This is a genomic window from Roseateles sp. GW821-FHT09G03 (assembly GCF_059416045.1).
In genome coordinates this window covers 631,984-648,772 of sequence record NZ_JBWKOK010000001.1, presented here as the reverse complement: position 1 = coordinate 648,772, position 16,789 = coordinate 631,984, and the positions used below count along the sequence as shown (strand labels likewise).

Genomic DNA, 16,789 nt, shown 5'->3' with positions numbered 1-16,789 from the left:
GGCCCCGATTAGAGCGCGTCCGCACGGATCAGCCGCTCCAGCGTGCGCGTCAGGCGATCCAGGTCGATCGGCTTGACCATGTGTTCGTCAAAGCCGCTGCTCAAGGCCTTGTCGCGATCGGACGCCTGGCCGTAACCGGTCAGGGCGATCAGCCGTGGCGCGGCCGCGCCGAGTTCGTGATGGATCAGGGTCGCCAGTTGGTAGCCGTCGATGACCGGCATGCCGATGTCGAGCACCGCCGCGTCGAAGCGGGCCGCGCGCACCCGGTCCAGCGCCTCTTGCGGCAGCGTCGTCGTGACGACGTCGTATCCGGCGTAGCGCAACGCCATGCCCAGTGTCTCGGCGGCGTCGCGGTTGTCGTCGACGACCAGGACCCGCCCCTGCACCGGCGGCAGCGTGTCCAGCGCCTCCGTGGCCGGCCCCGGCGCGGGCGGCGCGGCATGGATCTCCGCCGGCAGCGTCACGCGGAAGGTCGCGCCCTGCCCCGGTCCGGCGCTGAACACCGCCACCTGGCCGTGATGCATCTCGACCAGCTGCTTCACGATCGCCAGCCCGATGCCGAGCCCGCCCTTGGAGCGGTCCAGCGTCGTCGAGCCCTGCTCGAAGAGCTCGAACACGCGCGGCAGCATGTCCGCGTCGATGCCGGCGCCGTTGTCCTGCACCTCGATCACCAGCGCATCACCGACGGCGCGCGCCGCGACGCGGATCTCGCCATTCGTCGGCGTGTACTTGGCGGCGTTGCTCAGCAGGTTGACGACGACCTGCCGCAGCCGCGCCCGGTCGCCCACCAGGCGCAGCTCCGGCCCCACCTCGCAGGCCACGCGCAGCAGGTGGTTGCGCTCCTCGAGCAGCGGACTCACGCCCTCGATGGCGTCGCTCAGCAGGAAAGGCACGTCCACCGGCTCGCGCGACAGCTCGATCTTGCCGCGCGTGATGCGGGTGATGTCGAGCAGATCGTCGACCAGCTTGGACAGGTGGCCGACCTGGCGCTCGATGATTTCGTGCTCGCGCGACAGCTGGCCCGTCTGCAGGCGGATCAGGTGCAGCGCGGTGGAGATCGGCGCCAGCGGGTTGCGCAGCTCGTGCCCGAGCATGGCGAGGAACTCGTCCTTCGCGCTCGCGGCGCGTTCACGCTCGTGATCGAGCCGCGCCGCGTGCAGCCCGGTCGATGCGAGCGTCGCCGCCGCGCGCATGAAGGCGCTCTGGTGCGGCGACGGGAAGTCCGGCCGGGAAGAACCGAACCACAGGCTGCCCGCCCGCCCCGCCGGTCCCAGGTAGAGCCGCACCACGCGCAGCGTGCCCAGCGGCGACTCCAGCGCGGTCGCGCTGTCGGCGGTGTCGGGCATCTGGCGGCAGGCGACGATGAAATCGGTCCAGGCCTCCTGCGACACACGCACGCCGCCGAGCTGGAGCACCGTCGCCGGCGCGGCGTCCGGCACCAGCGGCGCATGCAGCAGGCAGACCGCCGTGCCGACGATCCGGTTCACCGCCTCGGTCGTCAACTGCAGGACGGTGGCTGCATCGCGCCCGACCCAGAGGGCCGGCAGCGCAAGCAGGCCCATCAGGTCGCGCAGCGCCTGGTCGGCGGCGGACGGTTCTCTTTCTCGGGACATCGTGGTCATTCGGACCGCCGGTGTCGTGCCGGCGCGAGAAGGGCCACCGGCGCGGAGCGCCCACGACGCCGCCCGGTGGCCCGGCGCGCGGACAGCTCGCGCAGCATCTCGGCCGGCGGTGTGAAGAAGGGATTCTCTCGCAGCACGCCGCCGATCATCGTGAGCGGATGCGTCCGCAGCAGATCCATCATGGTGGCACCGTCGAGCGGCGCGAGGTCGTAGACGCAGATCGCCAGACGGCGATTCGTGTCGAGGACGCCGTTCAGGCGCGCCTCGTATTCCAGCAGGTCCAGACGGTCGACGCCGTGACGGACGGCCCAGCCCATCTGCGTCATGACGCGCAGGCCGTCGAATCCGGCCAGCGCGCCCCCTTGCGCCGACGTGGCCAGCGCCATGGCCGAGAGCAAGGCCTCCACGTCGATCGCGCCCGGCGCCTGCGGCCAAGGCCACAAGGCCAGCTGGCCCCGGTGCTCGCAGGCGACGACGTCGATCCCGGCGCCGACCAGGCGTGCCCGGTGCTCGTCGAGGCCGCCCGGCTCGATCAGGTGCAGGTTGCGTTCGTTGTTCTGCTCCGCCTCCCGATAGAACGGCGCCAGCACCTGGCACGCCTCCTCCCGGCTGTCAAAAAAGGCGCAAATGTGGAAATGAGGGGTGATCACTACTCTCTCGCACCGTCCGCGGCGCCATGGGCCAACGGACGTCCTCCGTCCCGAGTTGCATCGGCCAGTGGGCTGGCTCTGAGGGGGCTATCCCGCCATGTTAGCCGTGAAGCGTCACTGTTTTTGGATCAGTCGACGACTCGCGCCCCCTCCGGCGCAAATTGAATCTGCGAAATCCAAAGTTGACACCGGTCCAAAACCCGTCGCTGCAATTACTCGGTGATCCGACCGCAGTAAGTCGGACCACCCCTCAATGGGTCGGCGGTCGGCCTCAGGCGTGGGCCCCCAGCGCGTGGCGCTCGCCCGCATGCACGTCGCAGGCGGCCGCGCAAGCCCGGCAGGCCTGGGCGCAACGCCTGCAATGCGCATGTTGATGTTTCTCGCATTCATCGGCGCAAGCCCGGCACAGATGGGCGCACAACGCGCAGAAATCGCCGTGATGCGCGGACTCCCGGGAGAGCACGCCGATCGTCGCCTCACAGAGGGCGGCGCAGTCCAGATCCAGCAGCGCGCACGCCTCCAGCAGGCGATCGCCGGAGCGGATGCACGCGTTGGCGCACTGACGCGTGGCGAGCAGGGCCTCGGCACAGGCCTTCATGCAGGGTTCCAGGTCTTCGGTGGGGGTTGTCATCGCATGTCCTTGTCCAGGTCAGAGGTGCCGTCTTCCGGCAACCGCCATTCCCCGGCGGAGCTCCCGGGCCTCACCGACAAGCATTCGAATGCCGGACAGGACTAGCAAGAGTTTGCTAGTTTCTTTGCATAAATGAACCATCACTGGGTGTCGACGTCAAAAGGCTAGCAAGGAAATGTCATTGTGAGACGGCGGGACGGGAAACGAAACTGAGCGCATAGAAAAACAGCCCGACGGGGTTTCCCTTGAACCGCCAAACTCCATTTCGATCATTCCGCCAATTCCGGCCATTCCGGCCAGCGAATATCGATACCGCCGCCTGGCGATACCCCCTCGCGGCGCTGGCGCTGATCTGCCTGCCGGCCCTCGCGGATGATGGACGCCAGACGCCGGCCGAGGTCGAGGTCAAGGTGGAGATCGAGGCAGCCGGCGCGCCCCTCGCCGAGCGGTCCGCGAGCGCGCCTCTGCCGACGAACGCCGCGCGCTGGGGGAGCGCCATGGACGATTTCATCGGCGGCGCCTTGTCCGCGGATCCGTCGATCGAACGCGCGCGGGCCTCGATCGCCGCCGCCGAGGACGGCGTCACCGCCGCGAAGTGGCAGTTCGGCCCGTCGCCGAGCTTCTCCCGCCAGCTCGCCACGGGCACGAGCCGGTATGTCAACGTCCTCAGCCTCCAGCAGCCGCTCTACACGGGCGGGCTGCTGTCGGCGAACCTGAACGCCGCACGGACCACCCTGCGCAGCAGCGAGATGGAACTGCGATCCGCGCAACTCCAGCTGAAGCTCCGGATCGTGCAGACCTGGGCCGACTGGGCCAAGGTCCGCGGCCGCATCGACGGCCTGGAGGCGCTGCGTGCGGAGCACCAGCAGTTGCTGGAGATGATCCGCCGCCGCACCCAGGCGGGCGTGGCCACCAATGCCGACGCGGCGCTGGCCGCGTCCCGGCTGAGCGCCGTGCTGGCCGAACTGGCGCAGGCCCGGCTCGAGGAGGCGCTGCAGCGCGACCGGCTGCAGCGTCTGGCGCGGCGGCCCGTCGACGATGCCTTGCGCATCGTGCTCGATGGGGACCTGCCCGCGCCGCCGGCGCTGAACCAGGTGCTGGACCGCATCCAGCTCTCGCCCGAGATGGCGATCGCGCGCGCGAACGTCGACCTGTACCGCGAGGAATTGACCAAGGCCAAGGCCGCCTTGCTGCCGACCGTCAGCCTGCGCCTGGACCGCCAGAGCGGCGCCTACAAGGACGACCAGATCGGCGTCGTGATCCAGGCCGGACTGCCGGGGGGACTGTCGGCCCTGTCCGGCGTGAACGCGGCCCGCTCCCGGATCGCCGCGGCGGAGGCCGCGGTCGCCGCGACCGAACAGGACCAGTTGAGCAACTATCAGCTGGAGTTCACCCGCCATGCCGCGGCGGTTGCGTCGCTGCGCAACGCCGAGCTCACGGCCTCGACGGGCGACGAAGTGCTGGCGTCGTACAGACGCCAGTTCGACGCCGGCAAGCGCGCGTGGCTGGACCTGCTGAACATGGTCCGCGAGGCCCATGCCACGCGCCAATCCCAGCGCGACGCCGCGATCGACGAACGCGCCGGCCTGTACCGCCTCCACCTGCTGCTCGACGACGGACCGCCGGCCGGTTGAGCAGGTCGAGGTCCGCCTTCTTCAACGCCTTCTTCAACGCCTTCCTCAGCGCCTTCCTCAACGGCACCCGCCACGCCTTCTGTCATGCCTTCCGCGGCGCTGTCCCGCCGCGTCCCCATCGCCACCTGCTCATCGCTCCCCGCGACACGCCCGCCATGACCTGGAATCCCTTCAAGCGGACGACGCCCGCGTCGTCGCTCCCGCCGGTCGCCCTCGCGGCCACCCTCACCCACTGGCTGCGGCTGAAGGGACGCCCCGTGCCCGTCGCGCAGGTCCGCCAGCGCCAGCAGGAACTGGGGCTGACCGGCGAGGATCTCCACGGCGCGCGCCTGCTGGCCGGCGTGCTCGACCCGCAGAGCCGGTTCGTGCTGCTCGACGCGCCGCAACTCGCCGCGTTGCCGCTGCTGTGCCACCACGCCGAACACGGCTGGCAGGTGGTGACCGCGCGCACGCCCGAAGGGCTCTGGACCTGCGTGGGTCCCGACCAGATCCGCCGCAACCTCGTGCTCGACGATCAGCCCTGCCTGCACGCGGTCGTGGACACCGAGACCCATCAGGCCGCGAGCCGCAGCGCGCGCGGCATGATGCTCGCGCAGGTCCGCGGCCAGTGGCCGATCTTCATGGAGGCGGCCGGCCTGTCGCTGGTGCTCTCGACGATCGGCATCGCGATCTCCTTCTTCTCGATGCAGGTCTACGACCGCGTCATCCCCAGCCAGGGCCACCAGACCCTGTGGGTCCTCACGCTGGGCGTGGGACTGGCGGTGGTGATCGAGTTCCTGCTGAAACTCGCGCGGGCCTCGCTGCTCGAACCGCGGCTGAAGCAGCTGGATGTCGGCATCTCCAAGGCGCTGATGGCGCGGCTGAACGCGGTCCGCATGGATCAGCGCCCCGGTTCCGTCGGCACGCTGGCGTCGCAGGTGCAGAGCTTCGAGTCGATCCGCGGCATCCTGTCGGCCAGCACCCTGTTTCTCCTGTTCGACATGCCGATGGCGCTGATCTTCGCGCTCGTGATCGCGGCGATCGGCGGCTTCTGGATGGCACTGCCGGCGGTGGTGCTCTTCGGCGTGACCGTGCTGACCGGTCTGCTGCGCGCGCGCCGCATCGCCCGGCTGACCGCGAGCAGCCAGTCCGGCGCGAACGCCAAGACCGGTCTGCTGGTCGAAACCATCGAAGGCACCGAGGCGATCAAGGGCCTCGGCGCCACCTGGCGTTTCGAAGCGCGCTGGGCAGCGCTGTGCGAAGTGAACGCCGCGCAAAGCCTGGCCCTCAAGCATGAGAGCGACACCACCTCCTACATCTCCGCCGCCCTGCAGCAGGCGAGCTACGTCTCCCTGATCTGCGTCGGCGCGGTGCTCGCCATCGACGGGCACCTGACGCAGGGCGCGATCGTCGCCTGCTCCATCCTGTCCGGGCGCGTGCTGTCGCCGCTGGCCTCGATTCCGCCGCTGCTCGTGCAGCTGGGCAGCGCCCGGGCGTCCATGAAGGCGCTCGATGCGATCTTCCGGCTGCAGGTGGACAACGACGGCATGGACCGCGCGATCGTGCCCCAGGCCCTGCACGGGGCGTTGCGATTCGAGGACGTCGAGTTCGCCTATCCCGGCCAGAAGGAGCCGCTGCGTTTCGGCAACCTGCGGTTCAGCCCCGGCGAGAAGGTCGCCATCCTGGGGACCGTCGGCGCCGGCAAGACCACGCTCCTGTCGCTCGCCTGCGGCCTGAGCAAGCCCACGCGCGGCACCGTCTACCTGGACGGCGTCGACCAGCAGCAGATCCATGCCGGCTGGCGCGCGACCCACCTGGCCTACTGCCCGCAGCATGCGTGGCTGTTCTCCGGCACGCTGCGCGACAACCTCCTCTTCGGATTGCCGGACGTCAGCGACGACCGCCTGGTCGCCGCCTGCCAGAAGACCGGTCTCTGGCCCATGGTCGCCCAGCATCCGCTGGGCCTGGACCGCAAGCTCTCCGAAGGGGGGCGCGGCCTGTCGGGCGGGCAGCGTCAGCTCGTGGCGCTGACGCGCCTCGTCCTGGCCGATCACGCGGTGTGGCTGCTCGACGAACCGACCTCGGGCATGGACGACGGGCTGGAACAGGCCACGGTCCGCCTGATGCAGCACCTGCTCAAGCCCGAGGCGACGCTGCTGCTGGTGACCCACCGCCTGTCGATGCTGGCGCTGGTCGACCGCGTGATCGTGCTCTCGCCGCAGGGCGTCCTGGCGGACGGACCGCGGGACGAGGTGCTGGCCAGGCTGCAGGGCCGGCCAGCGCCGGCACCCGGCCCGGTGGCGGCCACCCGGGCCGCTTGAATGACCGCTTGAACGACCGCTTGAACGACTGCTTGAACGACTGGCCGAACCACTGCCTGGACGGCCGCCGCTCCCATCGACTTCCGACATCAAGAGAACGTGATGACAACCAGCCCTCCTCTTCACGACGGTCAAGCGCGCGTGCGCTGGACCGTCCTCGCCACGGTGGCGGCGCTCGGCGCCGGCTTGTGGTGGGCCTCGCAGGCGCAGATCGAGCAGGTCACTCGCGCCGGCGGCAAGGTCATGGCATCCTCGCGCACGCAGGTGATCCAGGCGCCCGACGGAGGTGTGGTGGAAAAGCTCTTCGTGCGCGAGGGAGACGCCGTCCGCAAGGGCGACCTGCTGGCGCAGCTCGACAACACCAAGGCCAGTGCCGCGCTCGCGGACTCCAGCGAAAAGGCCGACGCGCTGAACGCCTCGCTCGCCCGCCTGCGCGCCGAGACGCTGGGCACGCCCTACCGCCCCGCCGGCACGGGCCCCTTCAACGACCTGCAGCGCAAGCTCTATGAACGCCGCCGGACGGCCCTGCAGGAAGAGCTGACGGTCCTGGCGACCTCCGCCGAACTCGCCCGGCGCGAGGTCGATCTCAACGAGCCCCTGTACAAGGCCGGCGACATCAGCGCGGCCGAGTACCTGCGGCTCCAGCGCACCGCGAACGAGGCGGCGGGCCAGGTCACCTTGCGCCGCAACCGGTTCCTCCAGGATTCCCAGGCCGAGCTGGCCAAGACCGAAGAGGAACTCGCCAGCGTGCAGCAGATGCTGAACGACCGTCGCGGCAACCTGGAGCACACGCAGCTGCGCGCGCCCGTCGACGGCGTGGTCAACCTGATCACGCTGACCACCGAGGGCGCGGTCCTGCGGCCCGGCGACGAGATCATGCAGCTGCTGCCCACCGGCGAGGACCTGATCATCGAGGCCCGGCTGCGCGCCGCCGACATCGGGTTCATCCGCCCCGGCATGCCGGCGGTGGTAAAGGTGGACGCCTTCGACTACAGCATCTACGGTGCGCTCGACGGCAGCGTGAGCTACGTGAGTCCCGATGCGCTGACCGAGCGCACCGCGCAGGGCGAACAGCCCTACTACCGCACCCACATCCGCATCAGCGGCAAGCGCTTCAAGGGCGAGAAGGCCGATCGCATCGTGATCCAGCCCGGCATGACGGCGACGGCGGAGATCATCACCGGCCGTCACACGGTGCTGGACTACCTGCTCAAGCCGGTCAGGAAGACGGTGTCGGAATCCCTCGGCGAGCGCTGAAGCCGTGTCGACCGCACGACGCTTGCGCGAGCACCACTCACTTCACGTCATCAATCTTCATCGACCATCAGCAACAACAACTCCGAACCACAGGGGAACACGCCACCATGATCACCGTCACCATCATCGAAGACGATGCCACCGTCCTGCAGCGACTGATCGACGTCGTGTCGGCCAGCAGTGCCTGCCAGATCGTGGGCATCGGTCGCAATCGCGGGGAATCGGTCTCCGCCATCCTCGCCAATCGTGCCGACATCTACCTGGTCGACCTCGGCCTGCCCGACGTGGACGGCATCGACCTGATCAAGCTGATCGACGAGAAGTGCCCGGATGCGCACAGCATCGTGATCAGCACCTTCGGCGACGCCAAGCACGTGATGCGCAGCCTGCGTTCGGGCGCGTCGGGCTACCTGCTGAAGGAAGAGATCCAGCCCAGCCTGATCGACAAGATCATCGCCACCCACAACGGCCATGCGCCACTGAGCCCGGCCGTGTCCCGGCTGGTGCTCGACAAGCTCGAGAGCCTGGAGACCGGCGTGAAACCCAAGGTGGACAAGGGGCAGAAGCTGAAGGAGCTCGGCCTGGGCCAGCGCGAATGGAGCGTGCTGAACCTGCTGATCGAAGGGCTGCCGATCGTCGACATCGGCAGCCGTCTGTCGATCTCCCGCTTCACGGTGAATCAGCACCTGCGCTCGATCTATCGCAAGCTGAACGTCAACTCCCGCGCCATGGCCACCAGCGTCGCCCGGCTGCACGGGCTGATCGACGAGTGAGCCTCCCGACGCCGGCCGGAGGCCGGGGCCCCGGGCGGCGCCCCGGCGCCTCAGCGGGCGGCCAACGCCATGCCACTGCCCGGCCGGGCATCGCGGACTGCCGTCGCGGCGCGGAAGATCGACGGGAACGCCGCGGCGGGTCTCGCGAGCAGGCGCATGCGCAGCAGCTGCTTGCACAGCAGGAAGGTCGCCTGCTCCAGCGCGCCTGAGGTGTTCACGAGGCCCTCGCGGCGCAGGCGGAGCCGCCCTTCGGCCAGTTCGCCGCGCAGCAGCCGCGCCAGGTCGCGATCCCGGCCATGCACGGCGGCGATGTTGAACACCGCCAGCCAGGCGACCAGGACGGCGCGCGGCAATGAGGCCAGTACCTCCGCCAGCGACTCCGCGGTCGCGGCGCCCTGGGGCGCATGGATCGCCTGGACGCGCAGGAGTCGCGCGACCAGGGCCGGATGACGACCCGCGAGCAGCGCCAGCGACGATGCCGAGGCTCCCGAGCGCGCCAGCAGGAACAGCTGCCCGACGACGCCCGCATCGCAGCCTGGCAACGCAGGCACGGCCAGCGTCATCGGGCGGGCGATGCCATAGCCCTGGAAGTAGTCCGCCCCCGCGCGACGCGCGCGCTGGAAGGACTCGTCGTCCTCGATCTTCTCGGCGATGACGGCCATGCCCAGTTGATGGGCCTGCCGAACCAGGGCCTGCAGCGACGCCACATCAAGACCGACGACATCGATCTTGGCGAACTGCACCCACGGGGCCAGCGCCCATCGCACGTCGTCCGCCCGGACGATGTCGTCCAGGGCGAAGCGGTAGCCGCGGCCGTGAAGGTCCTGGATGCGTTGCAGGAGCGGGGCATCCACCACGACCGTCTCCAGCAGTTCGATCACGCCGACATCCGGTGTCAGCGCTTCGGCGATCGGACTCATCAGCGTGCGGCTGTCCATGTTGACCAGCAGGTCGCCGATGGGATGTTCCGCGGCCGGCGCGTCGGTCAGCAACTCGCCATCGATCAGCGCGCCGGAGAGGGCCGTGGCCGTCGCGTAGGCGCCCAGTTCCGGACTGACGCGGTGGTCGCAGGCATTCCAGCGGAACAGCAGTTCCGTGGCCACGACACGGCCGGTGCGGTCGATGACCGGTTGCATGGCGTAGCGGACATGGGTGCCGAGATGTTCGGCCTGCCAGTCGGGCAGGGACGACGACGGAGGGGGCAGGTCCACACCGCTGACGGGGGTGCGACCGGGTTCGAACGAGCGGGACATGGGCACTCCGCGGAGCGGGTAGCGAAGAAGGCTTCATGCTATGAACCCGGGGCCCCGCGCTGAATAACAAACACTTGTCATCCCCTGGGAGGGGATAGCAGTTATGGGAGGGGTCCACCGACTGCAACAAGGGGGCGCCACGGGGGCGCCATGGGGGATGAGGCGGGTGCCGCACTTGCCCTCGCCCGTCGCCGTTGGACACGCGCTCGAACCGGAACCCCGGTGCGATGCGCGAGCGACTCACCCTTCGGACCTGGACCGGTCCGCCGCCGCGCGGGGATACTGCCTCGCGCGGGCGGCGGCACAGCGGCCCGGGTCGTTGGGTTTTCTTACCCGGATCACAAGGAGAAGCAACATGCAGATGCGACACACCCGACTGGCTGCGGCCGCCCTGGCGGTCGCCGTCCTGGCCGGCTGCGCCAACATGGACGAACGCCAGCGCGGCACCGCTGGCGGCGCCGCGATCGGCGCCGTCTCGGGCGCCGTCATCAGTTCCGCCACCGGCGGCAAGGCGGGGACCGGCGCGCTGATCGGCGGCGCGCTCGGCGCGGTGGCCGGCAACGTCTGGTCACGCCACATGGAGGACAAGCGCCGCGCGATGGAACAGGCCACGCAGGGCACCGGCGTCGAGGTGACCCGCACCGCGGACAACCAGCTGAAGCTGGACGTGCCGAGCGACATCTCGTTCGCGACGAACAGCGCCACGGTCGAGCCGCGGCTGCGTCCGGTGCTGGACGCCTTCGCGAACGGCCTGAACAGCAATCCGTCGCCGACGGTGGTGCGGGTGGTCGGGCACACCGACAACACCGGCTCCGATGCCATCAACGATCCCTTGTCGCTGCGCCGCGCGGAGAGCGTGCGCAACTACCTGGCCGACCGCGGTGTCCGTGCCGACCGGGTCGAGGTCGCCGGCCGCGGCTCGCGCGAGCCGCTGGTGTCGAACGACACCGCCGAGAGCCGCGCCAAGAACCGCCGCGTGGAGATCTTCCTGCGCGAGCCGCAGCAGGGTTCCGGCGGGTGAGTCTCCGCAGGAGCGCCGCGGCGCTCCCATGACAAAGGCGCCTCGCGGGAGGCGCCTTTTTTTCTTGCCGCGCATCAACCGGAGCGACGGCCGTCAGCCCAGTCAGGGCGTGGTCTTGACGGGCTCGGGGCCCATGTGCGGTCCCGTGCGATGCAGCGCGCCGCCCTCGCCTTCCCAGGTGGTGACCTCCTCGGGTTTCGAGTGCGAGGTCTTGTGCCGCTGCTCGTGGCGCCGGGACTGCCACTGCCACAGGGCGTAGCCGGCCAGGCTCGACAGCGCGAGCGGGACGAGTCGTTTCATCAGCATGGTGTCGCTCCTCTTCGATGGCTCAACGGGCCGGCGCGCTGGCCTTGGGCTGGCGCGGCGGCGGGACGTCGGGACCCGGGCGCATGGTCGCGCTCGGCGGTTCGGCCGGCGCGGACGGGATGCCGGCCGCGGTCGGGTTCTCCTGCACCATGCGATCGATGCGGGTCAGGATGCCGCCGCTCTGCACGCTGCCGTCGCGCGTGCCCTGCCCCATGACCATCATGCGGCAGTCTTCGCGGTCCGCCTCGGCGACGCGCTGGCAACGCAGCATCGCGTTGTTGGCGAGGTCCTGCGCGCTCGCGGTCCGGAGGTTGCCGCGCTGGGCCTCCTGCCGCGCCGCGCCGGCTTCCTTCAGGCAGGCCGCGCGCGCCTGGCCGGTCTTGCCGGCGAGGCAGTTGGCGCGCTCCTGTTCATAGGTCGCCTGGATGTCCGACTTGGACGATGTGGCGGAGGCCCCGGCCGCGAAGGCCGGCGTGGTCACGATCATGACGGCCGACAACACCGCCCCGGCAGTGATCCAGGCGGCGGCGGACGGGGACGAGAAGGTCTTGTTGAGCTTGATCATCTTGGGTTCCTTTCGAGCGCGTGGCGCCGAGGTGGAAACACGGGACGGGAGGATGAAGCAAGGCTAGGCCCGTGACCTGCCGCTGTCTGTCGTACCGCGCCGGAGCCGCGTGTAGGACGAGTCCGGCACCGCCTCGCGGGCCCTCCCTGCGGCGTCCTGTCCTACACCCAGACGTGGGCCCTGCTGATCCCTTCGGCCCCCTGGCCGCTCCTACAGTGAGCCCAAGCGCCGCGCCGCGGCCGACAGCTGGAAAGGACATCGTCATGTTGAAGTGGGCCTTGATCTTTGCCGTGATCTCGCTGGTGGCGGGTGTACTCGGCTTCACCGGTCTCGCCGCGGGCGCGGCGGGCATCGCCAAGATCCTGTTCGGGATCTTCCTGGTCATCTTCCTGGTGCTGCTGGTCCTGGGCATCACGGGCGTGAACGCGCTCCGGAAGTGACCGCCGCCCTTTCCTGAACCCAGAGGAGCCAGCCCATGAACGCCCCCGAACACAAGCACCTGAAGCTTGACGAACAGGCTTTGCAGCGCGCTCGCCAGCACCTCGACGAAGGCCCGGTCACGCCGAGCTACGGCCCGTGGCGCGACGACGTGATCCGCCTGCTCAACGACGCGCTCGCGACCGAGCTGGTCTGCGTGCTGCGCTACAAGCGCCACTACTTCACCGCGCACGGCCTGAACTCGCCGCGCATCGCCGAGGAGTTCCTCGAGCACGCCACGCAGGAGGCGGTCCATGCCGACCGCATCGCCGAGCGCATCGTGCAACTGGGCGGCGATCCGGACTTCAGGCCGGACTCGCTGACCCAGCGCAGCCACGCGGAGTACGACGAGTCCAAGGATCTGAAGGCGATGCTGCGATCGAACCTGATCGCCGAGCGCATCGCCGTGGAGGCCTACCGCCAGATGATCCAGCTCATCGGCGACAAGGACCCGACGACGCGCCGCATCCTCGAGGAAGTCCTCGCCGAAGAGGAAGAGCATGCCGACGACCTCGCCGACCTGCTGAGGGATTGAGGCCATGCGCCGACGCGTCGCCGCCCTGCTCTTCGCGCTCGGCGCGAGCGTCGGTCTCGTGGCCTGCGGCACGCCCCGCGCGCCGGTCAATGGCCGGGTCCCGGACCCGCCTTCGGCCGCGCCCACGCTGACGAAAGTGGCCGCGCAGGTCGATGTCACCGGGTCGCGCGGACCGATGAACCAGGCCAGCCGCGAGCAGGCCGTGCAGGCTGCCGCCGCACAAGGCAAGGGCGATCTGCTGAAGCGCCAGATCGCCGCGATGTCGGCGTTCGGGGACGTCGACCTGTATGCCGGCAACGACGCGCAACTGCTCGTCGACGGCCCGGCCACCTTCGCCGCGATGTTCGCGGCCATCGACAAGGCGCGCCGCCAGATCATCCTGGAAAGCTACATCATCGAGGACGCCGACGTCTCGCGCCAGCTCGCCGACCGGCTGCTGAAGCGGCGCGCGGAGGGGCTCGACGTCGCGGTCATCTACGACGGCGTCGGATCGATGGGCACGGACGAGACCTACTTCGACCGCCTGCGTCAGGGCGGTGTCGCCGTCTGCGCCTTCAATCCGGTCAACCCGCTCAAGCAGCGGACGAAGTATCACAAGATCACGCAGCGCGACCATCGCAAGATGCTGGTGGTCGACGGCGAAACCGGATTCACCGGCGGCATCAACATCAGCGCGGTGTACTCGTCGGGCTCCGGCGGTTTCGGCAGCCGCGGGCCGTCGAAGCCGCCCAAGCCGAAGGCCGCGCCGAGCGAAGCGGCCGACGGCAAGGGCAAGTCCAATGACAAGGCCGACGAGAACGGCTGGCGCGACACGATGGTCCAGGTGCGCGGCCCGGCGACGCAGGCCCTGCACACGCTGTTCCGCGAGGTCTGGGCGCAGCAGCACTGCGAAGGCACGGTCGCCGCGATCGCGCCACCGCCCGGCCCGCCGGCGGGACAGCAACTGATGCGCGTGATCCCGTCCACGCCGCAGGACACCGAGAACCGCATCTACACGCTGCTGCTCGGCAGCATCCGCGCCTCGCAACGCAGCGTCTACCTGACGATGGCCTACTTCGCGCCGGGCCAGGACATGGTCGACGCCCTGTGCGAGGCCGCGCAGCGCGGCGTCGACGTGCAACTGATCCTGCCCTCGCGCAGCGACTTCGGCCCGGTGATGCAAGCGGGCCGCAGCCATTACGAGCGCATGCTGAAGGCCGGCGTGCGCATCCATGAACTGCAGGACGCGGTGCTGCACGCGAAGACCGCCGTCATCGACGGCGTCGTCTCGACGATCGGCTCCAGCAACATGGACTGGCGCAGCTTCGTGCACAACAACGAGGTGAACGCCGTCGTGCTGGGCGAGGACTTCGGCGGTGCGATGACGCGGATGTTCGAGCGCGACCGCACCGCCTCCAGGACGATCGAGCTGCAGCGCTGGCAGGACCGCGGCCTGTGGCAACGGAGCAAGGAATACTTTTCCAGGATGTTTGAACAATGGTGGTGAACAACGCGCCCTCTTCCGCGCCGGCACCTTCGCCGGGTCCGCGACGACACGGCCGCCACGGCTGGGCCCTGGGCCTGGGCGTGCTGGTCGTGATGCTGCTGATCACGGTCGGCGTCTGCGAATGGCTGGGCTGGCCCTTCCTGCGCCGTCCGGCGGAGCAATGGCTGAGCCAGAAGCTCGACCGCCAGGTGCGTTTCGACGGGGACGAAGACAACACCGCGTGGCAGCTGCGCCTGATCGGCCACCTTCGCCTGCGCACGCACAGCCTCACGATCGCCGGCCCCAGCTGGAGCACGCTGGGCGGTCCGATGCTGCAGGCGCAGGACGCCGCGTTGACGCTGCGCTATTCGGACCTGCTGGCCCTGCGGCATGAGGGTCAGGCCTTGCAGGTGAAGGCGCTGCGCGCGGGCGAGCTGTCCATGAAGCTGGAACGCGACGTCGAAGGCCGCGCGAGCTGGCAATTCGGCAAGCAGCCGTCCAGCGACACCCAGGTACGCAAGCGTCCCAACATCGACGGGATCCGCTTCGACCTGCTCGAAGTGGGCCGGGGCACGGTGCTGGTGGACGACAAGATCCAGCGGCTGCAACTGCTGGGCCGTTTCGCGCTGCGCGAGACCTGGACGACGCCGGCGGATGCGGCATCGGCGGTGCGTTCGGGTCTTGCCGCCTCGGGCGCGGCGTCCGACCCGCGCGCGCCCACGACGGCCGCGCGCGTGGCCAGCGCGGCGGCGTCCGGCACCCGGCTCGCGGTGGACTTCGGCGAGCGGGTGGCAGGTAAGCCCAAGGGGGCCTCGGAACCCACCGGCGAACCGGGCCCGGGCGAAGGCGGCCGGTACGGCGTGACGGCGCAGGCCGAGGGCCATTGGCGGGACCTGCCGATCAAGGCCAGCCTGCAGACCGGCTCCGCGCTGCCGTGGATGTCCTCGGACCCGAACGCGCCCGCCGTGCCGGTCACGCTGCGCGGCAACATCGGCAAGGCCCAGTTGAGCTTCGACGGTCTGGTGCGCGACCTGCTGGTCAGCCAGGGGCTGTCCGGGCAGTACACGCTGGCGGGGCCGTCGCTGGCCGCGGTCGGCGAGCCGCTGGGGGTCACGCTGCCGACCACGCCGGCCTTCGCGATGGCGGGCAAATTGACGCGCGACGGGTCGCGCTGGACCACGGCGGTCAGCAAGGCCACGATCGGCAAGAGCCACCTGAGCGGCGAGTTCCAGTACGACAAGCCGGAGAACGGACTGCCCACGCTGACCGGCGAACTGCGCGGCCGCGAACTCTGGCTGGCCGACCTGGGTCCCGCGGTCGGTGTGCCTGCCGAGCCGGGCGCGCCCAAGGTGAAGAAGGCGCCGTCGCGCGTGCTGCCGGACAAGCAGTTCGACCTGCCCTCGCTGCGGGCCATGAACGCCAACGTCAATGTGAAGCTGGCGCGTTTCGAATCCGGCACCGCGCTCCTGCAGGCGGCCGAACCGCTCAACGCCCGCATCGTGCTGCAGGACGGCGTGCTGGAACTGCGCGACATCGATGCGCGCGTGGCGCGCGGCCAGGTGGCGGGCACCATGAAGCTGGACGGTCGCGGGCCGCAGGCGAAGTGGCAGGCGCGGCTGCGCGTCGGCGGCGTGCATCTGGAGCAGTGGCTGAACCTGGAGCGCAAGAACGGCCAGCGCTGGGTCACCGGGCTGATGGGCGGACGCATCGCGCTGGACGGCGAAGGCAAGTCGACCGCCGAACTGCTGGCGAGCGCCGACGGCCGCATGGTGCTGTACTGGACCGACGGGACAATCTCCCACCTGATCGTGGAGGCCGCGGGCATCGACATCGCGCAGGGCCTGGGCATGCTGGTGAAGGGCGACGAGCCGCTGGAGGTGTACTGCGGCGTCGCCGATCTTCGGGTCAAGGACGGCGTGGTGACGCCGCGGCCGATGGTCATCGACACGAAGGACTCGGTGGTGCTGGTGGACGGCGGCATGTCGCTGGCGACGGAGCGGCTGGCGTTGACGGCCAAGGTCGACCCGAAGGACAAGAGTCCGCTGACGCTGCGCACGCCGCTGAACATCCAGGGTACCTTGGGCGACCCTCAACTCAGCCTGCAGAAGACGCCGTTGCTGCGCAAGCTGCTGCCCGCGGCGGTGCTGGGCGTGGCCGTGGCGCCGCTGGCAGCGATCGTGCCGCTGATCGACCTGGGCGAGGACGCCGATCCGGAGAGCCTGAAGGCGCTGTCTGAATGCAACGCGCGGCTGGCGCCGACATCGAAGCGAGGCTCGGGATCGTGATAATGGGCGCCTCGC

General features: G+C 69.8%; 15 protein-coding genes. 9 read left to right on the top strand and 6 right to left on the bottom strand.

Translation table 11 applies throughout. The annotated features are described in order from the left end of the window. Nucleotides 1-8: 8 nt before the first annotated feature. From AC07OZ_RS02920 to AC07OZ_RS02910, 3 genes are all read right to left on the bottom strand, one after another. Complete coding sequence (locus AC07OZ_RS02920; RefSeq protein WP_495465656.1) at nt 9-1,622, bottom strand: hybrid sensor histidine kinase/response regulator; 1,614 nt, start codon at nt 1,620-1,622, stop codon at nt 9-11. After that, entirely contained in the window at nt 1,619-2,272 is a 654-nt protein-coding gene (locus tag AC07OZ_RS02915; protein ID WP_495465655.1) for an MEDS domain-containing protein, read from the bottom strand. Before AC07OZ_RS02915 ends, AC07OZ_RS02920 begins: the two co-directional genes overlap by 4 nt. A gap of 271 nt (nt 2,273-2,543) precedes the next feature. Continuing rightward, nucleotides 2,544-2,903: a four-helix bundle copper-binding protein gene (locus AC07OZ_RS02910; protein WP_495465654.1), complete on the bottom strand. Its 360-nt coding sequence runs from the start codon at nt 2,901-2,903 to the stop codon at nt 2,544-2,546. Nucleotides 2,904-3,400: 497 nt separating this feature from the next. Here AC07OZ_RS02910 and AC07OZ_RS02905 point away from each other — a divergent pair, with 497 nt between their 5' ends. The 4 genes from AC07OZ_RS02905 to AC07OZ_RS02890 all read left to right on the top strand — a co-directional run bounded on the left by AC07OZ_RS02905 (nt 3,401) and on the right by AC07OZ_RS02890 (nt 8,867). After that, nucleotides 3,401-4,537, top strand: coding sequence for a TolC family protein (locus AC07OZ_RS02905; protein WP_495465653.1), 1,137 nt, complete (start codon nt 3,401-3,403; stop codon nt 4,535-4,537). Further along, a complete protein-coding gene (locus AC07OZ_RS02900) occupies nt 4,534-6,837 on the top strand; it encodes an ATP-binding cassette domain-containing protein (protein ID WP_495465652.1) in 2,304 nt (767 codons plus the stop codon). The genes AC07OZ_RS02905 and AC07OZ_RS02900 overlap by 4 nt, the downstream gene beginning before the upstream one ends. A gap of 102 nt (nt 6,838-6,939) precedes the next feature. Further along, the gene (locus AC07OZ_RS02895; RefSeq protein ID WP_495465651.1) at nt 6,940-8,094 is read left to right on the top strand and encodes an HlyD family type I secretion periplasmic adaptor subunit; all 1,155 of its coding nucleotides are present in this window, start codon (nt 6,940-6,942) and stop codon (nt 8,092-8,094) included. A gap of 107 nt (nt 8,095-8,201) precedes the next feature. Further along, nucleotides 8,202-8,867: a response regulator gene (locus AC07OZ_RS02890; RefSeq protein WP_067271469.1), complete on the top strand. Its 666-nt coding sequence runs from the start codon at nt 8,202-8,204 to the stop codon at nt 8,865-8,867. Between the two features lie 50 nt (nt 8,868-8,917). Here the strand turns inward: AC07OZ_RS02890 and AC07OZ_RS02885 are convergent, their stop codons facing one another. Continuing rightward, nucleotides 8,918-10,120 (bottom strand): EAL domain-containing protein, encoded by a 1,203-nt coding sequence (locus tag AC07OZ_RS02885; RefSeq protein WP_495465650.1) that lies wholly within the window; start codon nt 10,118-10,120, stop codon nt 8,918-8,920. A gap of 361 nt (nt 10,121-10,481) precedes the next feature. Here AC07OZ_RS02885 and AC07OZ_RS02880 point away from each other — a divergent pair, with 361 nt between their 5' ends. Further along, entirely contained in the window at nt 10,482-11,141 is a 660-nt protein-coding gene (locus AC07OZ_RS02880) for a YiaD family glycine zipper/OmpA-like lipoprotein (protein WP_495466478.1), read from the top strand. 102 nt (nt 11,142-11,243) lie between these two features. Here AC07OZ_RS02880 and AC07OZ_RS02875 read toward each other — a convergent pair whose 3' ends face one another. Together AC07OZ_RS02875 and AC07OZ_RS02870 are read right to left on the bottom strand one after the other, a co-directional pair. Further along, complete coding sequence (locus AC07OZ_RS02875; protein WP_495465649.1) at nt 11,244-11,447, bottom strand: hypothetical protein; 204 nt, start codon at nt 11,445-11,447, stop codon at nt 11,244-11,246. A 22-nt stretch (nt 11,448-11,469) separates the two neighbouring features. Further along, complete coding sequence (locus AC07OZ_RS02870) at nt 11,470-12,012, bottom strand: hypothetical protein (protein WP_495465648.1); 543 nt, start codon at nt 12,010-12,012, stop codon at nt 11,470-11,472. A 263-nt stretch (nt 12,013-12,275) separates the two neighbouring features. Here AC07OZ_RS02870 and AC07OZ_RS02865 point away from each other — a divergent pair, with 263 nt between their 5' ends. Genes AC07OZ_RS02865 through AC07OZ_RS02850 form a run of 4 tightly spaced genes read left to right on the top strand, consistent with a single transcriptional unit; the run spans nt 12,276 to nt 16,774 of the window. Further along, nucleotides 12,276-12,452, top strand: coding sequence for a DUF1328 family protein (locus AC07OZ_RS02865; RefSeq protein ID WP_067271457.1), 177 nt, complete (start codon nt 12,276-12,278; stop codon nt 12,450-12,452). A gap of 35 nt (nt 12,453-12,487) precedes the next feature. Next, a complete protein-coding gene (locus AC07OZ_RS02860) occupies nt 12,488-13,024 on the top strand; it encodes a ferritin-like domain-containing protein (protein WP_067271454.1) in 537 nt (178 codons plus the stop codon). 4 nt (nt 13,025-13,028) lie between these two features. Then, nucleotides 13,029-14,510, top strand: a complete 1,482-nt coding sequence (locus tag AC07OZ_RS02855) for a phospholipase D-like domain-containing protein (protein WP_495465647.1) — start codon at nt 13,029-13,031, stop codon at nt 14,508-14,510. Next, entirely contained in the window at nt 14,501-16,774 is a 2,274-nt protein-coding gene (locus AC07OZ_RS02850) for an AsmA family protein (RefSeq protein ID WP_495465646.1), read from the top strand. Before AC07OZ_RS02855 ends, AC07OZ_RS02850 begins: the two co-directional genes overlap by 10 nt. Nucleotides 16,775-16,789 lie beyond the last annotated feature (15 nt).